This window comes from Pseudomonas sp. G2-4 (assembly GCF_030064125.1).
Classification (GTDB): domain Bacteria; phylum Pseudomonadota; class Gammaproteobacteria; order Pseudomonadales; family Pseudomonadaceae; genus Aquipseudomonas.
Map to the genome: position 1 here is coordinate 4,299,938 of NZ_CP125957.1, position 24,798 is coordinate 4,324,735.

General features: G+C 62.2%; 21 protein-coding genes and 3 pseudogenes. 6 read left to right on the forward strand and 18 right to left on the reverse strand.

All coding sequences use genetic code 11. The features are described from left to right. Nucleotides 1–28 precede the first annotated feature (28 nt). The 7 genes from QNH97_RS18615 to QNH97_RS18645 form a co-directional block, all read right to left on the reverse strand. Nucleotides 29–310 carry a hypothetical protein gene (locus QNH97_RS18615; RefSeq protein WP_283553321.1) on the reverse strand — a complete coding sequence of 94 codons (282 nt, stop codon included), beginning with the start codon at nt 308–310 and terminating at the stop codon, nt 29–31. Nucleotides 311–405: 95 nt separating this feature from the next. After that, the gene (locus tag QNH97_RS18620) at nt 406–2,517 is read right to left on the reverse strand and encodes a hybrid sensor histidine kinase/response regulator (protein WP_283553322.1); all 2,112 of its coding nucleotides are present in this window, start codon (nt 2,515–2,517) and stop codon (nt 406–408) included. A 292-nt stretch (nt 2,518–2,809) separates the two neighbouring features. After that, nucleotides 2,810–5,908, reverse strand: coding sequence for an error-prone DNA polymerase (locus QNH97_RS18625; RefSeq protein ID WP_283553323.1), 3,099 nt, complete (start codon nt 5,906–5,908; stop codon nt 2,810–2,812). Further along, on the reverse strand, nt 5,884–7,305 hold the full coding sequence (locus QNH97_RS18630) for a Y-family DNA polymerase (RefSeq protein ID WP_283553324.1): 1,422 nt from the start codon (nt 7,303–7,305) through the stop codon (nt 5,884–5,886). The genes QNH97_RS18625 and QNH97_RS18630 overlap by 25 nt, the downstream gene beginning before the upstream one ends. A gap of 7 nt (nt 7,306–7,312) precedes the next feature. Then, nucleotides 7,313–7,945, reverse strand: coding sequence for a translesion DNA synthesis-associated protein ImuA (gene imuA / locus QNH97_RS18635; RefSeq protein WP_283553325.1), 633 nt, complete (start codon nt 7,943–7,945; stop codon nt 7,313–7,315). Next, the gene (gene lexA / locus QNH97_RS18640; RefSeq protein WP_283553326.1) at nt 7,945–8,562 is read right to left on the reverse strand and encodes a transcriptional repressor LexA; all 618 of its coding nucleotides are present in this window, start codon (nt 8,560–8,562) and stop codon (nt 7,945–7,947) included. Before lexA ends, imuA begins: the two co-directional genes overlap by 1 nt. Before the next feature lie 221 nt (nt 8,563–8,783). Beyond that, a complete protein-coding gene (locus tag QNH97_RS18645) occupies nt 8,784–9,668 on the reverse strand; it encodes a LysR family transcriptional regulator (RefSeq protein ID WP_283553327.1) in 885 nt (294 codons plus the stop codon). Nucleotides 9,669–9,798: 130 nt separating this feature from the next. Between QNH97_RS18645 and QNH97_RS18650 the strand changes: the two genes are divergently transcribed. Together QNH97_RS18650 and QNH97_RS18655 are read left to right on the forward strand one after the other, a co-directional pair. Then, a complete protein-coding gene (locus tag QNH97_RS18650; RefSeq protein ID WP_283553328.1) occupies nt 9,799–11,442 on the forward strand; it encodes a GMC family oxidoreductase in 1,644 nt (547 codons plus the stop codon). Between the two features lie 207 nt (nt 11,443–11,649). Further along, entirely contained in the window at nt 11,650–13,272 is a 1,623-nt protein-coding gene (locus QNH97_RS18655) for an MFS transporter (protein WP_283553329.1), read from the forward strand. A gap of 136 nt (nt 13,273–13,408) precedes the next feature. On the opposite strand, the gene QNH97_RS18660 is transcribed toward QNH97_RS18655, so the two are convergent. After that, nucleotides 13,409–13,816, reverse strand: coding sequence for a response regulator (locus tag QNH97_RS18660; protein ID WP_283553330.1), 408 nt, complete (start codon nt 13,814–13,816; stop codon nt 13,409–13,411). A 240-nt stretch (nt 13,817–14,056) separates the two neighbouring features. On the opposite strand from QNH97_RS18660, the gene QNH97_RS18665 reads away from it, so the two are divergent. Together QNH97_RS18665 and QNH97_RS18670 are read left to right on the forward strand one after the other, a co-directional pair. After that, nucleotides 14,057–16,003: a DNA topoisomerase III gene (locus QNH97_RS18665; RefSeq protein WP_283553331.1), complete on the forward strand. Its 1,947-nt coding sequence runs from the start codon at nt 14,057–14,059 to the stop codon at nt 16,001–16,003. 680 nt (nt 16,004–16,683) lie between these two features. Then, entirely contained in the window at nt 16,684–17,013 is a 330-nt protein-coding gene (locus QNH97_RS18670; RefSeq protein WP_283553332.1) for a hypothetical protein, read from the forward strand. Nucleotides 17,014–17,073: 60 nt separating this feature from the next. Here the strand turns inward: QNH97_RS18670 and glsB are convergent, their stop codons facing one another. After that, the gene (glsB, locus tag QNH97_RS18675; RefSeq protein WP_025214577.1) at nt 17,074–17,982 is read right to left on the reverse strand and encodes a glutaminase B; all 909 of its coding nucleotides are present in this window, start codon (nt 17,980–17,982) and stop codon (nt 17,074–17,076) included. A gap of 323 nt (nt 17,983–18,305) precedes the next feature. Between glsB and QNH97_RS18680 the strand changes: the two genes are divergently transcribed. Further along, nucleotides 18,306–18,500 (forward strand): hypothetical protein, encoded by a 195-nt coding sequence (locus QNH97_RS18680; protein ID WP_025214578.1) that lies wholly within the window; start codon nt 18,306–18,308, stop codon nt 18,498–18,500. 10 nt (nt 18,501–18,510) lie between these two features. Here QNH97_RS18680 and QNH97_RS18685 read toward each other — a convergent pair whose 3' ends face one another. From QNH97_RS18685 to QNH97_RS18720, 9 genes and pseudogenes are all read right to left on the reverse strand, one after another. Continuing rightward, nucleotides 18,511–19,530, reverse strand: coding sequence for a hypothetical protein (locus tag QNH97_RS18685; RefSeq protein ID WP_283553333.1), 1,020 nt, complete (start codon nt 19,528–19,530; stop codon nt 18,511–18,513). A 159-nt stretch (nt 19,531–19,689) separates the two neighbouring features. Continuing rightward, nucleotides 19,690–20,619, reverse strand: coding sequence for a ZIP family metal transporter (locus tag QNH97_RS18690; RefSeq protein WP_283553334.1), 930 nt, complete (start codon nt 20,617–20,619; stop codon nt 19,690–19,692). Nucleotides 20,620–20,719: 100 nt separating this feature from the next. After that, entirely contained in the window at nt 20,720–21,601 is an 882-nt protein-coding gene (locus QNH97_RS18695) for a manganese catalase family protein (protein WP_283553335.1), read from the reverse strand. A 265-nt stretch (nt 21,602–21,866) separates the two neighbouring features. Next, nucleotides 21,867–21,989, reverse strand: a pseudogene (locus tag QNH97_RS29585) (con-10 family general stress protein); the annotation flags it as partial. Nucleotides 21,990–22,013: 24 nt separating this feature from the next. Next, nucleotides 22,014–22,163 (reverse strand): annotated as a pseudogene (locus QNH97_RS29590) (con-10 family general stress protein); the annotation flags it as partial. A 15-nt stretch (nt 22,164–22,178) separates the two neighbouring features. Continuing rightward, nucleotides 22,179–22,244, reverse strand: a pseudogene (locus QNH97_RS29595) (glucose starvation-inducible protein B); the annotation flags it as partial. 412 nt (nt 22,245–22,656) lie between these two features. Next, nucleotides 22,657–22,842 (reverse strand): metallothionein, encoded by a 186-nt coding sequence (locus QNH97_RS18710; protein ID WP_283553336.1) that lies wholly within the window; start codon nt 22,840–22,842, stop codon nt 22,657–22,659. Between the two features lie 35 nt (nt 22,843–22,877). After that, nucleotides 22,878–23,150 (reverse strand): hypothetical protein, encoded by a 273-nt coding sequence (locus tag QNH97_RS18715; protein ID WP_283553337.1) that lies wholly within the window; start codon nt 23,148–23,150, stop codon nt 22,878–22,880. A gap of 59 nt (nt 23,151–23,209) precedes the next feature. Further along, on the reverse strand, nt 23,210–23,719 hold the full coding sequence (locus QNH97_RS18720) for a ferritin-like domain-containing protein (protein ID WP_283553338.1): 510 nt from the start codon (nt 23,717–23,719) through the stop codon (nt 23,210–23,212). A 193-nt stretch (nt 23,720–23,912) separates the two neighbouring features. Here QNH97_RS18720 and QNH97_RS18725 point away from each other — a divergent pair, with 193 nt between their 5' ends. Beyond that, the gene (locus QNH97_RS18725; RefSeq protein ID WP_283553339.1) at nt 23,913–24,755 is read left to right on the forward strand and encodes an NAD-dependent protein deacetylase; all 843 of its coding nucleotides are present in this window, start codon (nt 23,913–23,915) and stop codon (nt 24,753–24,755) included. Nucleotides 24,756–24,798 lie beyond the last annotated feature (43 nt).

Here is a 24,798-nt window from a genome sequence, read left to right on the forward strand (position 1 = left end):
CCGACCATGGCGTCGGGCTTTTTATTGACTAACCGCCGTCCGTGTCGATATCCGCATCCGTGCTGTCATCGGACTTTGGCCGGTCCGGTTCAGGCTTGAAGCCCGGACTGAAGGTATTGTCATTGTCCTGATGATGATTTTTCTGATCGACTTCGCTTTCGGCGCTCTGGGCCTGGTTTTCCCCTGCAGGGCTGACCGGCGGGGTGCCAGCCGGGGTGCTCGGAACCTGGGGATCGATGGCCGGATCGTTACGGGGGGACGGAGTTGGCGTCTGGTCTGGTTGCTGGGACTTTGCAGGATCGTCGTTCATGGGCACCTCGTTCATGGCAGGGCCGGATGGATGACCGGTCTTGTTTATTCGAAGGTGACGCAACGGCTTCGGTTCCATTTGTTTAAGGGCCTCGATCAGCCGCCCAACACAGTCCTCACCATCCGCGTCAGCGCGTCCGGCCCATAGGGTTTACTCAGCAAATGAGTATCGGGGCTCAATTGGTGATTCCGCGAGATGATGTCCCGGGTGTGGCCCGAGGTGAACAGCACCGGTACCGCTGGGTTCTGCACCTTGGCCCAGGCTGCCAGGTCGGAACTCTTGATCAGGCCGGGCATGACCACATCGGTGAAGATCAGGTCCACTGCGGCGCCCTCGAGCAGCAGTTTCATGGCCTCATCGGCGTTGACGGCCGTGAGGGTCCGATAACCGGACTGCTCCAACAACTCCACCGAGGCCCGGCGCACCTCGTCGTTGTCCTCCACCACCAGGATCGTTTCCTGCCCACCAGGCTGAAGCGAGTCGTGGTGCGCCTCTTCCGTGTTTTCAGGCTGGAGGCTACGGGGGAAATACATCTGCGCCCGCGTTCCCTCCCCCAGGCTGCTGGAAATCTCGATATGGCCGCCACTCTGCTTGACGAACCCGAACACCATGCTCAGTCCCAGGCCGGTGCCCTGGCCGTGAGTCTTGGTGGTGAAGAACGGCTCGAACACTTGATTCAGGACATCGGGCGGCATGCCTGCGCCGCGATCGATTACCGACAAACGCACATAGTCACCTGCCGGGAGCCCCTTGCCGGCGCAGGATGACTCATCGAGCAGGATGTTCTCGCCAATCATGCTGATCGTGCCCTCGCCGCCCATGGCATCGCGAGCATTGATCGCCAGGTTCAACAGGGCATTTTCCAGTTGATTGCGATCGACATGGATGCACCAGGGCTCCTGGGGCAAGCTCACTTCGATTTGGATGGTCTCGCCCAGGGCCCGTTGCAGCAATTCGACCAGGCCGTCGTAGATCCGCCGTGGGTTGTAGACCGCCGGTGACAGTGGCTGGCGTCGGGCAAAAGCCAGCAGTTGCGATGACAGCTTGGCACCCCGCTCCACGGCTTCGAGGGAGGCATTGACCCGCCGTTGCACATTGGCGTTGTCCAGCTCGTGGCGGGCGAGCAAGTGCAGGTTGCTGGCAATCACTTGCAGCAAGTTGTTGAAGTCATGGGCCACACCGCCGGTGAGACCACCAATGGCCTCGAGTTTCTGCGACTGGCGCAGCTGCTCCTCAGCCGCCAATCGCGCATGCACCTCGTCGGCGACGCGCTGCTCCAGGTCTCGGGTGAATTTGAGCAACGAGGCTTCGGCGGTCTTGCGTTCGTTGATGTCGATCAGCACCCCCGGAAAACGCAGGGGAGTGCCCGTCGCATCGAACTCGCATCGACCGCTGGCCAACACCCACAGGTAATCACCGCCCAGGCGCCGCACCCGATATTCAGCACTGTAAGGGGTGCCCGTACGCACGGTCAGTTCAACCCGCTGGTTGACCTCTTCCAGGTCATCCGGGTGGATGCGCTGGCGGGCAATCTCAACGGGCAGTGCGTCCAATGGAGTATCTGGCGGGTAGTTGAAGGTACGGGCAAAACGCTCATCGCCAGACAACGTATCGGCCTGGACGTCCCAGACAAACGACCCCAGCAATGGCCCGGCCGAGAGGGCCAGCTGGATGCGCTCATTAACGGCCCGGTAACTGCGCTCGGCTTCTTGCCGGGCACGCTCGGTCAGCACATGCTCGGTGGTCTCTACCACGACTGCCAAAACGCCTGCCGGAGCCTGGTCATCACCGGGGACAGGGCTGTAGTAGAGATCCATCCACACGTCTTCAGGTTTGCCGTTGCGCAGCAGTACCAGCTCCTTGCTGCGATAAGACAAGGTGCCACCGGCCAGGCAGACATCCAGCACATGGCGATTGAATTCGGCGACCTCCGGCCAACCCAACTCCACCGCGCACCCCAGCAGGTACGGATGACGACCACCGGCAAACTCAGCATAGGCATCGTTGTAGATCATGAAGCCCTGGCGGCCCCACAACATGACCATCGGCAGGGGCGAAGCCAGCAGCATTTGGACAGCGTTGCGCAGACTGGGGGACCAGTGCTCGATAGCGCCCAACTCGGTCCGACTCCAATCGAACGCGCGGATGCGCCCGGCCATCTCACCGTCCCAACCGGAACATCCATGATTTTGGGATAAGAACTGCATGGGTCGACTCTGAACCTGAAAATGCTTGCAGGGAACGTATAACACGAGTCCCTTGCGCTCAGACCTTCGAGCGCTGCGGTGGCGTTTGGTTTCATGGTGGTCGATCCAGGCTCGATCCTGTGGCGAGGGAGCTTGCTCCCGCTCGGCGGCGCAGCCGTCGTAAAAGCCGGTACATGCGGTGTGCCAGGCGAAACGCGGTGACAGGTTTGGGGCTGCTTCGCAGCCCAGCGGGAGCAAGCTCCCTCGCCACAGGTCCGGCATGTTCTCGGTCCAAACAAGTTGGCAGCCGATTTCAGCGAAAATCGCGGCTATACACTTGGATACCCGCCAACAAATCGCTCAAATCGCTCAAGCGCCCGGCAATCAGGTGGCGGACCTCGCCGACGCTTTCCCAGCGCCCGTCGACCCTGAGCAACTGCGATCCCACCAGAACCTTGCGTTGACGTTCGGCCAGGTCGCGCCAGACCACCACGTTGAGGTTGCCGAATTCATCTTCCAGGGTGACAAAGGTCACGCCGCTGGCCGTACCCGGACGTTGGCGGCCGGTGACCAGCCCGGCGACGCTGACGTTGCGGCCATGTTCCACTTCCTGCAATTCCCGTGAGCTGCGACAACGGCGGCCCCGCAGTTCGGGGCGCAGCAGGGCCAGCGGATGAGGCCCCAATGTCGTGCCGAGCGTGGCGTAATCAGCAAACAGGTTCTCTCCCACGGTGGGTGTTGGCAGGTCCACGGGGGGTTCTTCCTGGCTGGGCAAACCGGCGAACAAGCCCAGTTGTTTCTGCACCCCGGCCACCTCCCAGCGGGCACGATGACGATCACCGGCCAAGCCCTGCAAGGCATCGGCGTCGGCCAGTTGCGCCTGGGCCCGCGCATCGAGTTGCGCACGCTCACCCAAGTCGGCCACGTCTGTGAAGGCCCGCTGTCGACGAGCCGCTTCGATACGACGAGCATCCTCTTCACGAAAGCCTTTGACCATGCGCAGGCCCATGCGGATCGCCGGTTGCCGCCCCTCCACGGTTTCGAGGCTGCAATCCCAATCGCTGGCGCGCACGTCCACCGGACGGATCTGCAGTTGATGTCGGCGCGCATCCTGGAGGATCTGGTCCGGGCTGTAGAAACCCATGGGCCAGCTGTTGATCAAGGCACAGGCAAACGCCGCCGGTTCGTGGCATTTGAGCCAACTGCTGACGTAGGTCAGCAAGGCGAAACTGGCAGCGTGGGATTCAGGAAAGCCGTAGTTACCGAAACCCTTGATCTGTTCGAAAATTTGCGCGGCGAATTCAGGCGTGTAGCCATTTTTTTCCATTCCCTGCGCCAGGCGAACCCGATGCGGTTCAAGCCCGCCGTGGCGCTTCCAGGCGGCCATGGAGCGACGCAACTGGTCGGCCTCGCCAGGCGTGTAGTCGGCCGCGACGACGGCAATCTGCATGACCTGCTCCTGGAACAACGGAATGCCCAGGGTCCGCCCCAGCACCGTCTCCAGCTCTGGCGAAGGGTATGTGACGGCCTCCTCGCCGTTTCGCCGTTTCAGGTACGGGTGCACCATGCCGCCCTGGATCGGCCCCGGCCGCACGATCGCCACTTCGATCACCAGGTCGTAATACGTCCTGGGCTTGAGCCGGGGCAGCATCGCCATCTGTGCCCGTGATTCGATCTGGAACACGCCGATGGTGTCTGCGCGACTGATCATCTCGTAGGTCGCCGGATCGTTCTTGGGCAACGACGCCAGGGTATGGCGCTGACCCCGGTAGTGTTCGATCAGGTCGAAGCATCGACGAATCGCGCTGAGCATGCCCAAGGCCAGTACATCCACCTTGAGCAGCCCGACCGCGTCCAGGTCGTCCTTGTCCCACTGGATGATGGTGCGCTCAGCCATGGCGGCGTTTTCCACCGGCACCAAGGTGTCCAGGGGCTGCTCGGAAATCACGAAGCCGCCCGGGTGCTGGGACAAGTGGCGAGGGAAACCGATCAGTTGCTGGGTCAGGCCGAGCACCCGGCGCAGTATCGGACTGTCCGAATCGAAACCACCTTCGCGCAGGCGATCTACGGGGGGGGCCTCGTCGCTCCAGCGACCACAACAATCGGCCAGTGCGTTGACCTGGTCCGGCGGCAGGCCCAGGGCCTTGGCGACGTCCCGCACCGCCCCTGCACCGTGGTAGCTGCTGACCACCGCCGTCAGCGCCGCGCGATGGCGACCGTAGCGCCGGAAGACGTATTGCAACACCTCTTCGCGGCGCTCATGCTCGAAATCCACATCGATGTCCGGCGGCTCGTTGCGCTCCTTGGACAGGAATCGCTCGAACAGCAGGTTGGTCTGGCTCGGATCGATTTCGGTAATGCCCAGGGCATAACACACCGCCGAGTTGGCCGCCGAACCACGTCCTTGACAGAGGATGCGCTGCTGCCGGGCGAAGCTGACGATGTCCTGCACGGTGAGGAAATAGCTGTCGTAGCCCAGCTCGGCAATCAACGCCAATTCCTTGTCGATCTGTCGCCGGACCTTATCACTGACCCCATCAGGCCAACGTGCGCACATGCCGCGCTCGGTCAGTTCCCGTAGCCAGGACGCCGGATCATGGCCCTCGGGCACCAGCTCGCGGGGGTATTGATAACGCAGTTGGCCGAGGTCGAAGGTACAGCGCCGGGCAATGTTCAGCGTCTCATCGAGCAAGGCACGGGGATAGAGATCCGCAAGATCCTTGCGGCTACGCAGATGGCGTTCGCCGTTGGGGTGCAGGCGCTGGCCAGCCTCGGCCACCGTGACGTGGTGGCGAATGGCGGTCATGGTGTCCTGCAAGGCGCGACGACCACGCACGTGCATGTGCACATCGCCACTGGCCACGGCCGGAAGGCTCAAGCGCTCCGCCAACGCCAGCACATCCGCCAACCGACGCCGGTCGTCCTGCCCGCAATGCAACTGGACCGTCAGCCACAGGCGCCCGGCAAACCTCGACTGGAGCCAGCGGCCCTGTTCTTCGGAGGCTTTACCCTCGGGCACCCACAGCACCAGCAATCCCGGCAGGGGCTCGTCGAAGTCCTCCCGCATGATGCGATAGCGGCCCTTCTCGCTCCGACGCCGGGCACGGGTGATCAGCCGACACAAGGCTTGGTAACCTTCCAGGTTTTCCACCAGCAACACCAACTTTGGACCGTTCTCGACCTGGATCTCGCTGCCGACGATCAGTTGCAAGTCCAGCTCCTTGGCCGCCTGCCAGGCCCGGACGATCCCGGCCAGGGTGCATTCGTCGGTGATCGCCAGGGCCTGATAGCCCTGCTCTTTAGCCCGTCGACACAGTTCCAGGGCGCTGGAGGCGCCGCGTTGGAAGCTGAAGTTCGACAGGCAATGCAGTTCGGCATATTCGACGTTCATGCGAACCACCCCTGCAACCAAAGTGGCCCGCCCTCGCCCACCGGTCGATAGGCCCAGCCTCGTTGTCCTGCACGGGTTTCGATCAGGTAGTAATCCCGGCGTACGTCGGCGCCATCCCACCAGCCGGATTCGATGCGCTCCGGGCCGATAAGGATGCGTGCCTGGCTCTCTTGCAACGCTTGGGGTTCACCCAGCAGCCAGCCGGGACGCTGCACGCCATCGCGCACCGGGCAGGCCAGCGGCTGCGGCTGGGGGGTCAGCTGCCAGGCGCATTCGGGCCGATGGTCGTCGCGAAACCCCAGGCCCTGCACCGCGTCATCCCCCAGCCGGGCCCGCAAGCGTTCGCGCAGTTGCTCCCAGGGCAAGGACTGTTGCGGGCGCTCATCGAACAGTTCCTGGCGCTGGGGCACGAAACTCGGCAGGTCTTCGGCACACAAGCGAAAGCCCCGCACCGGGGCCTCCACCTGTACTTGTTCCAAACGGCCACGGGCCAATTCGAAGAGCATCGCAGGATCCCGTTCGGCGCTGAGCAGACCGACCTTGATCAGCGTGTCCGGCAATCCAGCGTGTTCCAGGTGCAGGTCAAACCGCTGCACGCCGCTGTCACGACCGCAGAGGAAAGCCGACAGATCACCCGTCAGCCGGCGCAACGGGAACAGCAACGCCTGATGGGACTGCACGTCGTAGTTGAGCTCGATGCGCACATCGAAACGGTCCGGTGGCAAATAGAACGACAACGCCAGGGTGCGGCTGCCTGTCAGCGCGTCGAGGTGCTTGAGCACTTGGGCCTCGAAGCGTCGTGCCAGGGTGTGCCGGGGCAAGGCCTGGACCTGGCTCAGGCGACGCAGGCCCATGCGCGCCAACGCCATGGCGACGTCGGGCTCCAGGCCGATTCGGTCCACCGGCATTTGCGCCAGGCACGCCTGCAAAGTCTCGCTATCGGGGACCACCAGGGCGTCATAGGCATTGGCCAATACCCGTGCCGCCACCGGGTTCGGAGCGGCGACGATGCGATGCCGAAAGCCCAGTTCGGTCAGCTCGGCCCGCAACCGCGCCTCGAACACCGGCCAGGGTCCGAACAGGCCCAGGCTCGACTCGATCTCGAACACCACCGTGCGCGGATAATGCACGCTGACCTGGGAGCTGAAACGGTAGGCCCAGGCCGCCAGGAACTGTTGCCAGTGCTCGATCTGCGCCGCGTCGTACTCGGCGGTGGCAAACCCTTTGCTCAGGGCCTGGGCAGCGGTCATGGTCTGGCCGGGACGCAAGCCCAGGGCACGGGCCGGTGCATTCACCGCTTGCAGCACCCGTCGCTGGGCCGGACCGGTCAGCAGCGCCAGGGGTTCGTCTGGATCGGGGCGCTGACGCAGCGCGGCGTCCAGCGCCAATTGCGGGAAAAGAATACACACCCAGCGCATCGCAACCTCAATGCTCTGTCAGTGAGGCAGGCGTGGCGAAGGCAATCGGCGCCGAACGGGTCAGCCCGCCCCGGCACTTGAGCACGCGCAATTGCCCAGGCCGGGCATCGATGGCGATGCGCAAGGCGGCCGGCGACGGGTTGATGGCTTCCTGGATCGAGCGCCAAGCGAACGCCAGGGTCTGGCCGGTTTCCGCCGCCACTTGCAGGCGGCGCAGGGCCCGGTCGTCCGCCTGGCGAGGCCAGCACAGCACCGCGCCACAGCTGCCCGAGCGCAGGCATTGTTCGGTGGCCCACAGGGCATCGCGCTCATCGGCCCGGATCACTGACAATTGGCGCAGGTCTACCCCGGCGTTCTGCCAGGCCTGGGGATAGGGCACGAACGGCGGCGCCACCAGCACAATCCGCTCCCCCGCCGCCGACAACCGCGCCAGGGTCGGCCACACCAGTTGCAACTCACCCACGCCCGGCGCGGCGATGAGCAATTCCGTCAACGCCGCTTCCGGCCAACCACCGCTGGGCAACGCCGCGTCCAATGCAGCATGGCCGGTGGGTTGTGGGCTGGCGGCCGGAGGAGCAGGCCGGCCCTTCCAGACCTGGCCGCCATTGAACAGCGTGTCCAGCGCGACGACAGCGCCCATCAGCCTTGCCTCAACAGGCCACAGAACACCCCTTCAATGGCCAGGTCTCGGTCGGCTTCGACGATGATCGGCTGGTAGGCCGGGTTGCGCGGCAGCAGGCGCACCCGTTCGCCGATTCGCTCGAAGCGCTTGATGGTGACTTCACCGTCCAGGCGTGCCACGACAATCTGGCCGTTGGAGGCTTGCGGCGTGCGCTGCACGCCCACCAGGTCACCGTCGAAAATACCGTCCTCGATCATCGAGTCGCCTTGGACCCGCAGCAGGTAATCCGGCGCCTTGGTGAACATCGCCGGGTCCAGCATCAAGCGGCTGTGGACCTCGGCATCGGCGCCAATCGGCCGGCCGGCAGCCACTCGCCCCAGCACCGGTACGTCCAGCAGTTCGGGGCGCGCTGGCTGGTTCAGCAAGCGGATACCTCGGGCCTGGTGCGGATTGACCTCGATGAAACCGGCCTCGGTCAGCGCCAGCACGTGCTTGCGCGCCACACTGCGGGAGGCGAAACCGAACGCCTCGCTGATTTCAGCGAGGCTCGGAGGCTGACCCTGCTCGGCGATGCGTTCGCGGATGAAGGTCAGGATGGCGGTACGGCGGGGCGTGAGAGTCGTCATGGAGTACATTTGTACTCTTTCGGGATTTTTCTGACAAGCGCCGCCAGTCAGTTCACAGGTTGACTGCACAAGTCCTTGTGGCGAGGGAGCTTGCTCCCGCTCGGCTGCGCAGCAGCCGTAAAAACCTACCTAATGTTTCCCAAATACACCGTGTTGAATGATTTGGGGCTGCTGCGCAGCCCAGCGGGAGCAAGCTCCCTCGCCACAGGTGTTGTCTCGGGATTGCGTGATCAGGGCAGCAACAACCCTTGCTCACGCTCACACAACTGCACCACGTAATCCCACAGCACCCGCAACCGCACGGATTTATGCAGTTCACGGCGGGTGCTGATCCAGTAGCTGCGGCGGATGGTTTCGTCTGGCAGCAGTGGCACCAGCGTCGGGTCGCCGCTGGCCATGTAGCAAGGCAGCACAGCGATCCCCAGGCCCGAGCGCGCAGCCTGTTGCTGGGCGATGACGCTGGTGCTGTGGAACACCACCCGGGGGTTGCGGCAAAAACTGTTGAGGAACATCAGTTCCTGGCTGAACAGCAGGTCGTCGACGTAACCGATCCAGGCGTGGCGGGCCAGGTCTTCGCGGCTGCGCAGCGCGGGCGAGCGATTCAGGTAGGCCTGGCTGGCGTACAGCGCCAGGCTGTAGTCGGTGAGCTTGCGGGTCACCAGCAGGTCGGCCGCCGGGCGTTCGAGATGGATGCTGATTTCCGCCTCACGGTTGAGGATGCTGACAAACCGCGGCACAGCCACCAGCTCCACTTCCAACCCCGGATAACGCTGGAACAACCCGTCCATGCGACTGGCCAGGAACATGATGCCCAAACCTTCGGTCACCCCCAGGCGGATCTTGCCCAGGGGCGCGCTGGACTGGGTGATGTCCTCCTGGGCCAGCAGCGCCACGTTTTCCATGGCCTCGGCGTGCTTGAGCAGCGCCTCGCCGGCCGGGGTCAGTTCGTAGCCTTGGGCATGCTGGACAAACAGCGCGGTGCCCAGGCTCTTCTCGATGGCTTCGATGTGCCGGGCCACCGTGGCGTGGGTGGTGTTCAGGCGGCGTGCGGCCGTCAGCAAGCGACCGCTGCGTTGCAGCTCCAGAAAGTAGCGCAGGTCATTCCAGTCGAACATCAACCCTCCTTGAACACGCCTGACGGCACAGCTGTTTATAAACGCACAGCAGCTGCGCAAAAACTAACATTCTTTTGACGAAAACTAACAACTAGGATGGCTCCCACAAGAACAAAAAATGAGGTCGCGAATGCAACCTGTCGTCGATGAATACGATTATGTGATCGTGGGCGCCGGCCCTGCCGGATGCCTGCTGGCCAACCGGCTCTCGGCCAACCCGCAACATCGGGTGCTGCTGCTCGAGGCCGGTGGGCGCGACAACTATCCGTGGATTCACATCCCGGTCGGCTACCTGTTCTGCATCGGCAACCCCCGCACCGACTGGTGCTTCAAGACCGAAGCGCAACCCGGTCTGCAAGGGCGCGCCTTGAGTTACCCACGGGGCAAGGTCCTGGGCGGTTGCTCCTCCATCAACGGCATGATCTACATGCGCGGCCAGGCTGCGGACTACGATGGCTGGGCCGCCGAGGGCAATCCCGGCTGGGCCTGGAACGACGTGTTGCCGCTGTTCAGGCAGAGTGAAAACCACTTTGCCGGCGATTCCGAATTCCACGGTGCCGGCGGTGAATGGCGAGTCGAACGCCAACGCCTGTCATGGCCGATTCTCGATGCGTTCCGCACCGCCGCCGAGCAGAGCGGCATTCCCAACGTCGACGACTTCAACGGCGGCGACAATGAAGGCTGCGGCTACTTCCAGGTCAACCAGAGGGCCGGGGTCCGCTGGAACGCGGCCAAGGCCTTTCTCAAACCGGTTCGCCAGCGCCCCAACCTCACCGTGTTGACCGACGTCGAAGTCGACCGCGTGTTGCTGCGTGATGACCGGGCCTACGCCGTCAGCGCCCGCTGGCAAGGCAAAGGCATGACCTTCAAGGCGCGTAAGGAAATCGTGCTGTGCGCCGGGGCCGTTGGCTCGCCGGGGATCCTGCAACGCTCCGGGATCGGCCCACGCAACCTGTTGCAACGCCTGGGCATCGGCGTGGTGCATGAACTGCCCGGCGTCGGCGGCAACTTGCAAGACCATCTTCAACTGCGGCTGATCTACCAGCTGGAAAATGCCCGCACCTTGAACCAGATCGCCGGCACCTTATGGGGCAAGATGGGCATGGGCCTGCGCTACCTGTACGACCGCAGCGGCCCACTGTCCATGGCCCCCAGCCAACTCGGCGCATTCGCCCGCTCGGGGCCGGAACAGACCTCGGCCAACCTCGAATACCACGTACAACCATTGTCCCTGGAACGCTTCGGCGAACCGCTGCACAGCTTCCCGGCGTTCACCGCGTCGGTCTGCGACCTGCGTCCGCAAAGTCGTGGCCGGGTCGATATCCGCTCGGCCGACCCGCACGAAGCGCCGCTGATCCAGCCCAATTACCTGAGCCACCCCGAAGACCTGCGGGTCGCCGCCGACGCCATCCGCCTGACCCGACGCATCGTCGCGGCCCCCGCGCTGAGCCGCTTCAAACCGGTGGAATACCTGCCGGGCCCCAGCCTGCAAACTGAAGAAGAACTGCACCAGGCCGCCGCTCGCATCGGTACGACGATTTTCCACCCGGTGGGCACCTGCCGCATGGGCCAGGACCGCGACGCCGTGGTGGATGCGCAACTGCGGGTCCACGGCGTCAAAGGCCTGCGCATCGCCGACGCCTCGATCATGCCGCGCATCACCTCGGGCAACACCTGCTCGCCGACGCTGATGATTGCCGAGAAGGCGGCGCAGATGATGCTTGAGGCAGACACAAGAATCACCACGTCCCAAAAGGAGCCGGCCACGGTCTGAAGAACAACAGAGTCCCCCTGTGGGAGCGAGCCTGCTCGCGAAGGCGGTGTGTCAGCTAACGATGATGTCGACTGGCACACCGCATTCGCGAGCAGGCTCGCTCCCACAAGGGAATGTGTGTAAGCAAAGGAAACGCATCAAAGCAGGAGACGCCACCCCGGCGTCGACAGTGGAACAACAAAAACAATCACTGTGAGGGATACCGCAATGTCTGAACATGTTCAGCCCCTGGAAGCCACGCGCAGCGCCGGCACCAGCCAGGAAACCCAGAAAGTCATCTTCGCCTCGTCCCTGGGGACGGTGTTCGAGTGGTACGACTTTTTCCTCTACGGCGCCCTGGCGGCGGTGATCAGCAAGCAGTTCTTCGCCGGGGTCAACGACACTACGGCGTTCATCTTCGCGCTGATGGCGTTCGCCGCCGGCTTCATCGTGCGGCCGTTCGGTGCGCTGGTGTTCGGGCGGTTGGGGGACATGATCGGACGCAAATACACGTTCCTGGCAACCATCGTGCTCATGGGCCTGGCGACGTTCTGCGTCGGCCTGCTGCCCAACTACGCCACCATCGGCATCGCCGCACCGATCATCCTGGTGGTGCTGCGCATGCTCCAAGGCCTGGCCCTGGGCGGTGAGTACGGCGGCGCCGCCACCTACGTCGCCGAACACGCGCCCATGGGCAAGCGCGGCTTCCACACCAGTTGGATTCAGTCCACCGCCACGCTCGGGCTGCTGCTGTCGCTGCTGGTGGTGCTGGGCTGCCGCTACTTCACCGGTGATCAGTTCGAAGTCTGGGGCTGGCGCATTCCGTTCCTGCTGTCGATCCTGCTACTGGGCATCTCCACCTGGATTCGCCTGAGCCTGCACGAATCGCCGTCCTTCGTAAAAATGAAAGAAGAAGGCAAGTGCTGCAAGGCGCCGATCCGCGAATCCTTCGGCAAATGGGAAAACCTGAAAGTGGTGCTGATCGCCCTCTTCAGCATCAACGCCGGCCAAGCAGTGACCTTCTACGCCGCACAGTTCTACGTGCTGTTTTTCCTCACCCAGTTCCTGAAAATGGACCCGGCCCTGGCCAACAGCTTGCTGATCGTCAGCGTAGTGATCGGCGCACCGTTCTTCATCTTTTTTGGCTGGCTGTCGGACAAGGTCGGGCGCAAACCGGTACTGATGATCGGCCTGCTGCTGGCGACGGCATTGTACTTCCCGATCTTCAAGACCCTGGCCCACTATGCCAACCCGGCCATCGACATGGCGAGCCGTCAGGCGCCAATCACCGTGATCGCCGACCCGGCCACCTGCACCTTCCAGTTCGACCCGGTGGGCAAGGCGCGTTTTGATAGCCCCTGCGACAAGGTCAAGACTTTCCTGGTCAAGCAAGGCCTGCCCTACAGCAGCGTCGCGGCCCCGGCCGGCAGCACGGTGCAGGTCAGTGTCGGCGACGTGAAACTCGAAGGCTATGACGAAGCCGCCCTGCGCGGTGCGGTGACCCTGGCCGGCTACCCGCAGCAGGCCGACGCCCAACAGATCAACCGGCCGATGATTGTGGCGCTGATCGTGGCGCTGATCATCATCTCGGCGATGTGCTACGGCCCGTTGGCGGCGTTGATGGTCGAGCTGTTCCCAACCCGGATCCGCTACACCTCCATGTCCCTGCCCTACCACATCGGCAACGGCTGGTTTGGCGGCTTCCTGCCCACCGTGTCGTTCGCCCTGGTGGTCTACACCGGGGATATCTTCTACGGGCTGTGGTACCCGGTGGTGATTACCGGGGTGAGCCTGGTAGTGGGCATGATCTGCCTGCGGGAAACCCGGAACGTGGACCTGGATAAGAACTGAGAAACGGCTGCTTCAGCAACATCCTGTGGCGAGGGAGCTTGCTCCCGCTGGACTGCGAAGCAGGCCCCTCTTGGCGGTCGCTGCGCACCCGAGCGGGAGCAAGCTCCCTCGCCACAAGGTCTGCCTGCCGAATGCCTCAGTGAACCTGGTGATCCTTTACCGTGCTTTCCACCAGATCCAACATCTGCCCCAACGCCCAAGGCTTGGCGATGAAGGACGCGTGGTGCTTGATCCCGGCGCTTTCCGGGGTCTCGAAACCGGACATGATCAGCAACGGTATCTGCGGCCAACGGTCACCGGTAACGTTGGCCAGGTCCGCACCGTTCAGCATGCCGGGCATGGTGATGTCGGTAAGCAGCAGGTCGACGTAATCAGCGCTCTCCTCGAGAAACGTCAGTGCCGCGTCGGCGCTTTCCCGAGGCTCCACGACAAACCCTTCGTCTTCGAGGATTTCGCACAAAAACTCTAGGATCGTCGGATCATCTTCAACAACGAGGATCAAACGTGTAGTCGCCTGTCCGTTGCCCTTTGGCATCGAATTCATGAAAGTGACTCTCCTTGACCTCATAAATCTTTTTTGCGGTTTCAACCGCTGTGCAAGTTATGAGCGATGCCTGTGCGAGAAATTCATTTTGCCTGTAGTTATCCCGCCGAACGTCGTGCCAGACATCCCGTCGCAACCCAGAGCAATGTTTTATCTGTATATCCATACAGATAAAACTTGCCCCGACACGCATCCATGACCATGCTACAGCCCCATGAAGTCTGTTGAGGATTGGGTGCCATGCAGTTGTACCTATGTGAAAAGCCGTCCCAGGCCAAGGACATCGCCGCCGTGCTCGGTGCCACGCGCCGTGGCGACGGTTGCTGGCTGGGCGCGAACGTCACGGTCACCTGGTGCATCGGTCATCTGCTGGAAACCGCTCCGCCCGACGCCTACGACGCCCGCTACAAGCGCTGGGTGCTGGCCGACCTGCCTATCGTGCCGGCGCAATGGAAAATGACCGTCAAGCCGAAAACCGCCAGCCAATACAAGGCGGTCAAGCGCCTGCTGGGGGAAGCGAAGGCACTGGTGATTGCCACCGACGCCGACCGTGAGGGCGAAATGATCGCCCGGGAGCTGGTGGAACATTGCCGCTATCGCGGGCCAATCCAACGGCTATGGCTGTCGGCCCTGGACGAGGCGTCGATCCGCAAGGCCCTGGCGACCCTCAAGCCGGGCGCCGAAACCTTCAACCTGTATCATTCGGCCTTGGGCCGTTCCCGGGCCGACTGGCTGATCGGCATGAACATGAGTCGCCTGTTCACGCTGCTGGGGCGCCAGTCCGGCTACCAAGGCGTGCTGCCGGTGGGCCGCGTGCAGACACCGACGCTGCGACTGGTGGTGGATCGCGACCGCAGCATCGCCAACTTCGTGCCGGTCGCCTATTGGGCCATCGACGTGCAGCTCAGCCACGATGGCACGGCCTTCACCGCCCAATGGCGCGCCGACCCGGATGCTTGCGACGATCAGGAGCGTTGCCTGAACCAGGCCCTGGCCCGCGATGCCGCCCAGGCCATGGGCAACGCCGCCACTGCCCGGGTGCTGAAAGTGCGTACCGAGCGCCTGCGCGAAGCGGCGCCGCTGCCGTTCGACCTGGGCACCCTTCAAGAAATCTGCTCGAAGAAGCTCGGCCTTGGCGCCCAGGAAACCCTGGACATTGCCCAGTCGCTCTACGAAACCTACAAACTCATCACCTATCCCCGCAGCGATTGCGGTTTCCTGCCCTTGAGCCAGCACAGCGAAGCACCGGCGATCCTGGCCGCCCTCGCCCAGGCCGACCCAAGCCTTGCACCGCTGCGCGAGCACCTGCAGCCACAGCGTAAATCCCGGGCCTGGAACGACGCCAAGGTCAGCGCCCACCACGGCATCATTCCCACCGCCGCCGCGAAGAACCTCGACAAACTCGCCAACAAGCAACGAGCCGTCTATACGCTGATTCGTGCGCGCTACCTGGCGCAGTTCCTGCCCAACCACGAGTACGACCGCACCCAGGCCGACTTTGACTGTGCCGGCCAAGCGTTGCGGGCCGTGGGCAAGCAGATCGTCGAACCCGGCTGGAAACGCGCCCTGCCCGAAGCGCTGGCGCCGGCAAAGGGTCGTGAAGCACCGACGCCGCAAACCCTTCCGGCGCTGGCCGAAGGTCGTGACTGCGCGGTGGACGAGGTGAAGTTCAAGGACCTGTGGACCCAACCGCCCAAGCCATTCACCGAAGGCGACCTGATCAAGGCGATGAAAAACGTCGCCAAACTGGTAGAAGACCCGCTGCTCAAGCAAAAACTCAAGGACACCACCGGCATCGGCACCGAAGCGACCCGGGCCTCGATCATCCAGGGGCTGCTCGACCGCGGTTATCTGGTGAAAAACGGCAAGGCCCTGTCCGCCACTCCGGCGGCCTTCAGCCTGATCGACGCCGTGCCCCGCGCCATCGCCGACCCGGGCACCACCGCCATCTGGGAGCAAGCGCTGGACATGGTGCAAAGCGGTGAAATGAGCCTGGAAGAATTCGTGACCCGGCAAGCCGCGTGGATGAGCAAGCACATCGCTCGCTGCCAGGGCATGAGCCTGACCATCAACGGCCCGGCCAGCCCTGCCGGGCGCGGGGCCACACCGTGGAAGAACAAGCGCAAGCCGGCCAAGCGCAAGACCGGCGGCGCACCGCGCAAGGCCAGCAAGGCCAAGGCCACCTGAGCCGATCAGGTTCCGCCAAACACAAAGCCCGTGGCGAGGGAGCTTGCTCCCGCTGGGCTGCGCAGCAGCCCCTCCTCCACAACCCCTCGCTCACCCTGACCCACCGCACCGCCAGGTTTTAGGGCCGCTTCGCGCCCCAGCGGGAGCAAGCTCCCTCGCCACGGGTCCAGGCCTCAAGCCCCATTCTTCATACCCAAACCATTTTGTCCGACAATATGTAGTGACCAAAAATAATCACTACAAAACCGTTGACGCTTCCGATTTGCCCTTGCATGATGCAGACGTCTCCCCGATCGGGAGTACAGGTAAATTGTTTGAGCAAGCTCGTCTGACCGCCGAGCTGTTTTTTGGATAAGGGACTGCCCACAAGGCAGATTGAAGGTGCTGACCTGGCATGACCGTCCGGTAACAAGGACGAGAAACGCTGGCGATCAATCCTCATGACGCGCGTGGTCGACCCTCGAAAGTTGACATGCCTGACGATTCTTCGCTGTTTCTCTTCGTTGTAGCGCATTTGCGTAGCAGCCCTTCGATAACACTACACAACCGATGCACGACCCCGTCGAAGTTCGACGGACGAACGCTGACGGCCTGGTTTCGGTAGCAGGCAGGCACTTACCGAGAAGCGAAGTTTTTGCGAACCACCAGACAGATCAACCAAATGGTCAAGGGGCTTACACATGAATCTGAATAATCAACCATCTATTGATGAACTGGCTCGCATGTTCGCAGCACATAAGGACACTCTCGACAGCCATATCCTGTGGATCAGCAAGACTGGCCAGGTGCATATGGACTGCCTGTCTCCCTACACCCAGGAAGACGAGTTCGAAAAGAACACTCAGGACCTGTGCGCCCGGCTGAAGATGTACCGTCGCGGCCAGGGCTACGTCGGCAAGAAGGCCGCCGCGGACAAGGACTTCATGGGACGCGTCCTGCAAACGCTGACCCAGGCCTGGGAGTCGATACAGAACACTTCGCAAGTGCGGGTCATTGACCGCCTCTGCTGATTGCACTTGAGTAAAAAAGGGCCCGTTCCTCAACCAGGAACGGGCCCTTTTTCATGGTGCCTAGAACACCGACCAGCCGATCCGCTGGCTGAGCAACTCCAGCGCCGCCATGCCCGCCAGCGAGTTACCGGCGACATTGAGCTCAGGCGACCAGACACACACCGTGAAGCGTCCCGGCACTACCGCAACAATTCCGCCCCCCACCCCGCTCTTGCCCGGCAGGCCCACGCGATAGGCGAAATTACCGGCTTCGTCATACAGCCCGCTGGTGGCCATGATGGAATTGACCTGCTGAGTCTGCCGCGCACTGAGGATCTGCTCGCCACTGTGTTTGCAGAACCCGTCGTTGGCCAGGAAGCAAAACGCCCGGGCCAGGTCGATGCAGCTCATCCGCAGGGCGCAGTGGCTGAAATAACTGCGCAGCACCGCCTCCACGTCGTTATGGAAGTTGCCGAAGGACTGCATCAAGTAGGCCATCGCGGCGTTGCGTGCGCGATGCTGGTATTCCGACTCAGCGACCTTGCCGTCCACCATCACTTGCGGGTTGCCTGACAGGCGCCGCACGAAATCGCGCATCGACAACGCGGGGGCGGCGAAACGCGACTGATTGATATCGCAAATCACCAAGGCGCCGGCGTTGATGAACGGGTTGCGCGGCCGACCGCGCTCGAATTCCAGCTGCACCAGGGAGTTGAAAGGCTGGCCGGATGGCTCATGGCCCAGACGTTCCCAGATCGCTTCGCCGGAATGCCCGATGGCCTGCACCAGGCTGAACACCTTGGAAATACTCTGCACAGAAAACACCGTATCGGCGTCGCCGGCGCAATACATCTCGCCGTCGTTGCCGTACACGGCAATGCCCAGCTGGTTAGGCACCACGGTGCCCAGGGCCGGAATGTAGTCGGCCACCTTGCCCTGACCGATCAGGGGGCGAACCGCATCGAGGATCTCGTTCAACAGTGCTTGCATATGCGCAGGGTCCAGTCATTCCCCGTTCGAGTGCGGGGATACAGACGCTAGACGCTGATGGGCGGTGTCAGAGCACACTGGATTGCCCGTAAAATCCGTGGCGAGGGAGCTTGCTCCCGCTGGGGCGCGAAGCGGCCCCTGATCCAACCCTGGGGAGATCAGTTGCGGCAAACCCTTGATGGGGCTGTTTCACAGCCCAGCGGGAGCAAGCTCCCTCGCCACAGGAGCCTTGCACGACACAATAGATGCAAGGGTTTTCACCGGCGCTTGTCACGAAATCGAGCAGTCTATAGTTGAGGGGATCAAACGGCAGGAGGTACACCATGCGTCAGATCATGCAGAAAGAACCCTGGTGGGCCTCGCCGCCCAGGCCCGGACAGGATGAAAGTGAGCTGGAATGGGGCTGGCTGGTGATCTACAGCGAAGGTGAACCACGCTTCGAATTCGTAAAAGAGCGCCCCACGGACGAACAGATCCGCCACCGCAAGGGTTGCCGCGTCACCCTCGGGCCCGAATGAGCCCGCCCCGTCACGGCTTGATGTCCGGCAACACCAGCGCTCGATTGGCCAGATCCGCCTCCACCAGGTTGCCTTCTATTTCCTCGCCCAGGTAGTACACCGGCGCCATCACCCCGCTAAGGGGATGCTTGAGCGAGGTGAACCAGGCCTCGTCGAACGCGGCGCTCAGGCTTTTGCGGATCTGCGTTTCCATTTCCGGCCGCTCGCCCTCGTGGATAATGGCGCGAATACCCGCCACGCCCACCGAGATCAATGCCCCCGCCGCCTTCCCCGCCACGGCCGCCGCCGCACCGGCCGCCCCTCGCGTGGCGAACTGCGCTTCAATCTTTTCACTGGTGCGTTGTGCCACCGTGGCGATCACTGCGTCCGATGGTCCCGAACCGGTGGCGGCGGCCTTGTTGACGTGGTCGATCAACGCGGCGTAGGCCGGCAGGGTGTTCAGCGGTTCGGTATGGACCATCTCATACAACGAAGCGTTACGCGCCGCGGGTGGGCCCAGGGTGACAGCAGGAATCGCGTGCAAGCGCCGGCTCATCAGTTCGGTGGGGATGTGCTGCCGCTGGCCGATCAGCTGGACCTGCTGATTGAGCAATCGCAGGTAATAACTCGTCGCATTCGCCCTGATCGCCTCGGGATCGATCTCCACCGCCACCGGCTCCAACACCTGCTCGCGATACTGCTCTTGCAGATAAACCGCCAGGCGCCTGGCCGAGGAACCCTCTTCACCCTTGGCACTGGCGGAATACCAACTGACCTTCATCGCCAGCCACTCCTGGGTCCAGTAGCTGCTGAACCAGGGAATGAACTCGGCCTCGGTACGTTCATACACCAACAACCGCCAATGCTCCATCGACCCACGAGCGTAGAGTCCGGCCTGTTCGATGGCACTTTTCGACGCGGCGATGATTTGTCGATCTACCTGCCGCCAAGTGTCCTGGGAAATTGCCACCGTGGCGCCCTGTTGCCCGCGCTGAGGCGTGGCGCACCCCACCAAAACGATCAACACGGCCAGCATCAGCGAACGCAGCACGATCGCGCCACCCCGGATTCATGTCACCCACGGGGTTGAGTATAGGTGGCGAGGAACAGGGGCTTGGCAAAAACACATAAAACCCATGCGAGAGCGCTTGCTCGCGCTCGGTTGCGCAGCCCCGATGAACTGACGAGCGCTTCGCGCCCGAGCAGCTCTTCAACCGAGCGCAGTATCGAGAAACATCATCACCGCAAACCCCATCATCAGGCCCAGGGTAGCGGGCGTCTCATGGCCGTTGCGGTGGGTCTCGGGAATCACTTCGTGGGACACCACGAAGATCATCGCCCCCGCCGCCAGCCCGAGGCTGATGGGGTACGCGACCGCCACGCCCGAGGACATGCCCAGGCCGATCACCGAGCCCAGCGGTTCCATCAGACCCGAGCCCACCGCAATCAGCGCGGCACGCAGGGTGCTGATGCCGGTAACGCGCAGCGCCATGGCAATGGCCAGGCCCTCGGGGATGTCCTGGATGGCAATGGCGGTGGTCAGGGGCAGGCCGACCTTGAAATCGCCGTCGGCAAAACTGACACCAATGGCCATGCCTTCCGGTAAATTGTGCAAGGTGATGGCGAGGACGAACAGCCAGACACGATTGATGCGTTCGGCCTGCGGGCCGCGCCGACCACTCAACTCGTGTTCGTGGGGAACGAAACGGTCAAGGCCGATCATCAAGGCGACGCCCAGCCCCAAGCCGACTACGACGACAAACGCGGCAAGCAGCTGATTGCCACAAATGACCTGCGCAGCCTCGATCCCCGGCAAGATCAGTGAGAATGAACTCGCGGCGAGCATCATGCCCGCGGCGAAACCCAGCATGATGTCCTGGGTACGGGACGAGATATCGCGCAGCACCACCGCCATCATGGCGCCCAACGCAGTGGCGACGAAGCCGGACGTGCCGCCCAGTACCGCATACCCCAGGTTTTGCCGGTCAGCCCCCACCAGAGCGTTGTAGCCGCTGTAGAGCAACAACGCGGTAATGACTGCCAACCCCAGCCAGAAGCTCACCCCCAGCAGCAGGTTGTTCTGCACAGGACCCAGCCAGTTACGCCAGGGCGATCGGATCCGGGAAGTGGGCTGGTCCATCGAATGTCCTTACTGGTCTGCAACCATGGCAAGCCTGATCGCAGCGAGATCGATCAGGCGGAAAAGGTCAGGCGAGGGAGTCGCCTCCCTCGCCGTTTTTTTACAGTTTGTCACCTTGCATCCCCGAACCCAAGTCGGCGCCCGTGGTGGGGTCGCTTTCGGGGTTGGACATCGTCCGCGCCTTCATGTCCATTAACAGTGCTTCGTCCTTTTTACTCAACTGTACGCTGGCCAAGCCATCGCCCCCGTCCACGGCTGGCGTTGGATTCTCGACGAACTCCCAATCATCGCCCTGGTTCCACGGCCCACGCACCGTAGGTTCGCCCTGGGACATGTTGAAGTACACATTGGTAAACTCCGGCATGCCCGGCAATTTGCCTTGGGGGAAATTGGGCTGGATGGAATGCAGGGCTTTTTCAAACGACATCTGGTGAGCGATTTCACGCGTCATCAAAAAACCCAGCGCTTCTTTTACGCCAGGGTCATCCGTGAGGTTCATCAGCCGTTCATAGATGATTTTCGCCCGGGCCTCGGCGGCGATGTTGGAGCGCATGTCCGCCGTTGGTTCACCGATAGTGTCCACATAGGCGGCGGTCCAAGGCACACCGGCGGAGTTGGTCAGCGGCGAGCCGGCGCCATACAAGAGGCTCGTGATGTGGGAGTCATTACCGGCACCGTTAATGTCTCGGTACAGTTGACCTTCCTTCTCCACGCCCTCAGCCATCTGACCCTTGGCGCCCTTGTTCAGCATCACAATGATCGAACCGATCACCTCCAGATGACTGAGCTCTTCGGTGGCGATATCCATCAGCAAATCCTTGCGACCCGGATCATCCTCGGACAGCGCCTGGGTGAAATAACGTGATGCCGCAGCCAACTCTCCTTGGGCGCCACCGAACTGTTCGAGCAGCAGGTTGGCCAACCCTGGATTAGGTTCAGCGACACGCACGGTGTATTGCAGTCTTTTGTTATGCAGGAACATGATTAAACCCCTCGATCAGGACACACCTCATGAGGACACTGGCGATAGCAAGGTCCACATAAATCAGAAGAAGTTAAGGCAATATGATTTATTTCTTATTCAGCAAACAAGACAAACGGTAATCAACCCAACTATGACCGTACATCGAGCCTTGGATAAACGATCAAGACGAGATAGCCAGGCAACACTCAAAAATGCCGGTAACTGTTATATAACCAATGGCGGCCCCATGCCATGAGCACGGGGCCGATAAAGTCACCGGGCGTTAAGAGTCACGGCCACCACCGCGGCTTTTTTCTCCGCCTTTCTTGCCGGATCCCGAGGCCTTTTCCTGGTCGTTGGCAACGTTGCCACCCGACGCCTGGCCACCTTTGCGGCCCGCTTCCGAAGCGCGCTCAGGATCGTTGGCAAAATTACCACCCGATGCTTGCCCGCCTTTGCGGCCGGCTTCTGCAGCACGTTCGGGGTCGTTGGCAAAATTGCCGCCGGATGCCTGCCCTCCTTTGCGCCCAGCCTCAGAGGCGCGCTCAGGATTATTGGCAAAGTTTCCACCGGACGCGTGTCCGCCTTTTTTCCCAGCTGCCGATGCCTTCTCACGATCGTTAGCGAAATTGCCAGGATTGTTATTTCCTGTGTTAGCCATTTCATTCACCTCGTTAGTCAAATTGAAACGAGCCTCATTGGCTCGTGTAATTGGGAAAACCTGCGGCGAATTAGGTTTGAAATAAGACCGTGAGTGGCGACGAACGGTCAAAACTTATCACCAACCTATATATAGGCCTCCCTGACATTACAGAGCACTATCCAATATGCAGCGCTTAATAAATTATCTTAAACACTTTGAGGCTGACTTATTGCAATTCGAATTAAAACAGTGCGTGTCTTTCCACGCTGTCCGCCAAAAAGCCGGGCGACGCCGGCACCCCTCTGCACCGGTCTCGTCACCCTGGCCTCGCGCCGTTCCAGGAAGCTAAAACTCGCGGGCTGCCGGCGTTTTCTTGCACCACCGCACTGACCGGCTTGCGGCGTCCGGATACCTGTCGCAGGTATCCGGATCAGAGGGGGTTCACGCTTGCCTTGCCAGTGCTTTCGCAGTGACAGTCCGGCGATGGACAAGGCTCACCGTTGGGATGCTGTTCGGCGCAGGCCTGGCTGCAATAAGCCTCGCCGTCGTGGTTGAACATCCGCTGCGGATCCACCTCACATTGGCAATCGGGGCAACCACACTTCAATTCGCTCATATTCTTTCTCCCGAGGTAATGGGTCGAAGGCGCCGTCAGGAAGATCCCACCAGCAGTTGAACCTCCAGGTTCGCCGCCGCGACTCCGTGGTTAGCCACATACACATCGGCGATCCAGCCCTTGGTCAGGTTGTGATAGGACTGAGTGCCCAAAGCCGTGCCGCTGTCCCACTCAAGGATGTCGCCGATGTCGATGTCGTTGGTCGAACTCAGTTCGAGCACGGTGTGCCCTTCCCCTTGCGCCACGTACACACCCACCATTGCGCTCTGTCGATTGATGGCCCGTACTTCACCTGTGGTCAGCTTCATACGTTTCCTCTTCTCGGCAGAATCAGAAGCGACCGACATCGGGCCGGTCGCTCATCACCTCAGCGCTTGGCTTCGGTGTGGGGATTGGCCGAACGCTCCAGGAATGCCTGGGTGATCTCCGGCAGGTGATCGCGCAGCCAGTCGGCCATGGCGATTTCCTGCGGCAGGATCTGTTCGCAGGCCCGTTGTGTCTCTACATCACCGGCCACTTTCGCGGCCTCGATCAGCACGGTGTAGGAAGCGATTTCGAGGTTTTCGAACACGTAGCCACTCATGGCGCCTTTGACCACTTCGTCGCTCATCGTCATGCCACCCACCGCCTGGCCGAAAGCCATGAGTTTGCCGGCCAGGTCCTTGAGCGTCGACGTACTGCCACCCAGGCGCGTAATGCACTGCTCCACCAACTTCTGCTGCCCGAGGGTTTCCTGCAGATGCTCCTCGATCCGGGCCTTGAGCACCGGATAATGTTCTAGGCGTTCGGCCTGGGCCTTGAGCATTTTTTCCGCCTGCTGTTCCATGGCGTGGGCATCGTTGAGCCAGTCCAGCAGGTTCTCTTTAGGCGTTGCCATGTCCTTCTCCTTAGCCGTGGTCGCCACTGCTGTGCAGCGCGACGGTTCTGAAGTACCGCACATAAAAATGGATATCGCGGCGCCGGGGAAAGTTTGAAAAGACCACAGGCCAGGGCGACGAAAGGCGCTGCAACGGTTTCCCGACACGTATGGAGTGCTAACCTCAACGGCTCCAGGCCAGCGGAGACACCCCATGCCCGACGACCTTCACCTCGAACCACTCGACCGGTTACTGGAGCACATGGCCGGACGCCGCTTCCTCGTGCTCACCGGTGCCGGCATCAGTACGCCCTCGGGCATCCCCGATTATCGGGACAGCGACGGAGTACGACGGGGGCGACAGCCAATGATGTACCAGGAATTCCTCGCCCAGGCCGAGGCCCGGCGGCGCTATTGGGCGCGGGCGATGCTTGGCTGGCCACGTGTGAGGCAGGCTCGGCCGAACGCTGCCCATGAGGCCTTGGCCGCGTTGCAGGCCGAACAACGCATCATCGGATTGATCACCCAGAATGTCGACACGCTGCATGACCAGGCCGGCAGCCAGGACGTCATCGAACTCCACGGCAGCCTGCACCGCGTGTTGTGCCTGGATTGCGGCCAGCGCAGCGAACGGGAGCAGATCCAGTTATTGATGGAAGCACAAAATCCTTACCTGGCCGGTGTCGACGCCGTGCAAGCGCCCGACGGCGACACCCTGCTGGACCCGGCGTTCGAGGCGCGCTTCCAAGTGCCCCCCTGCCCCCATTGCGGTGGCGAGCGCTTGAAGCCCGACGTGGTGTTCTTTGGCGAAAACGTCGCCACCGCCACCGCGACCCGCGCTACTGAAGCCGTCCGGGAAGCGGACGGCCTGCTGGTGGTGGGATCGTCGCTGATGGCTTATTCAGCCTTTCGGCTGTGCCGGGCGACCAAGGACCAAGGCAAGCCGTTACTGGCGATCAACCGGGGCAAGACCCGGGCCGATGAGCTACTGGATTTGAAACTGGAAGCGCCATGCGAACAGCTGTTGCCGCTGCTGACACAGCGCTCATTCCAGTAACACCCAGGTTCCCTGTGGGAGCGAGCTTGCTCGCGATAGCTGT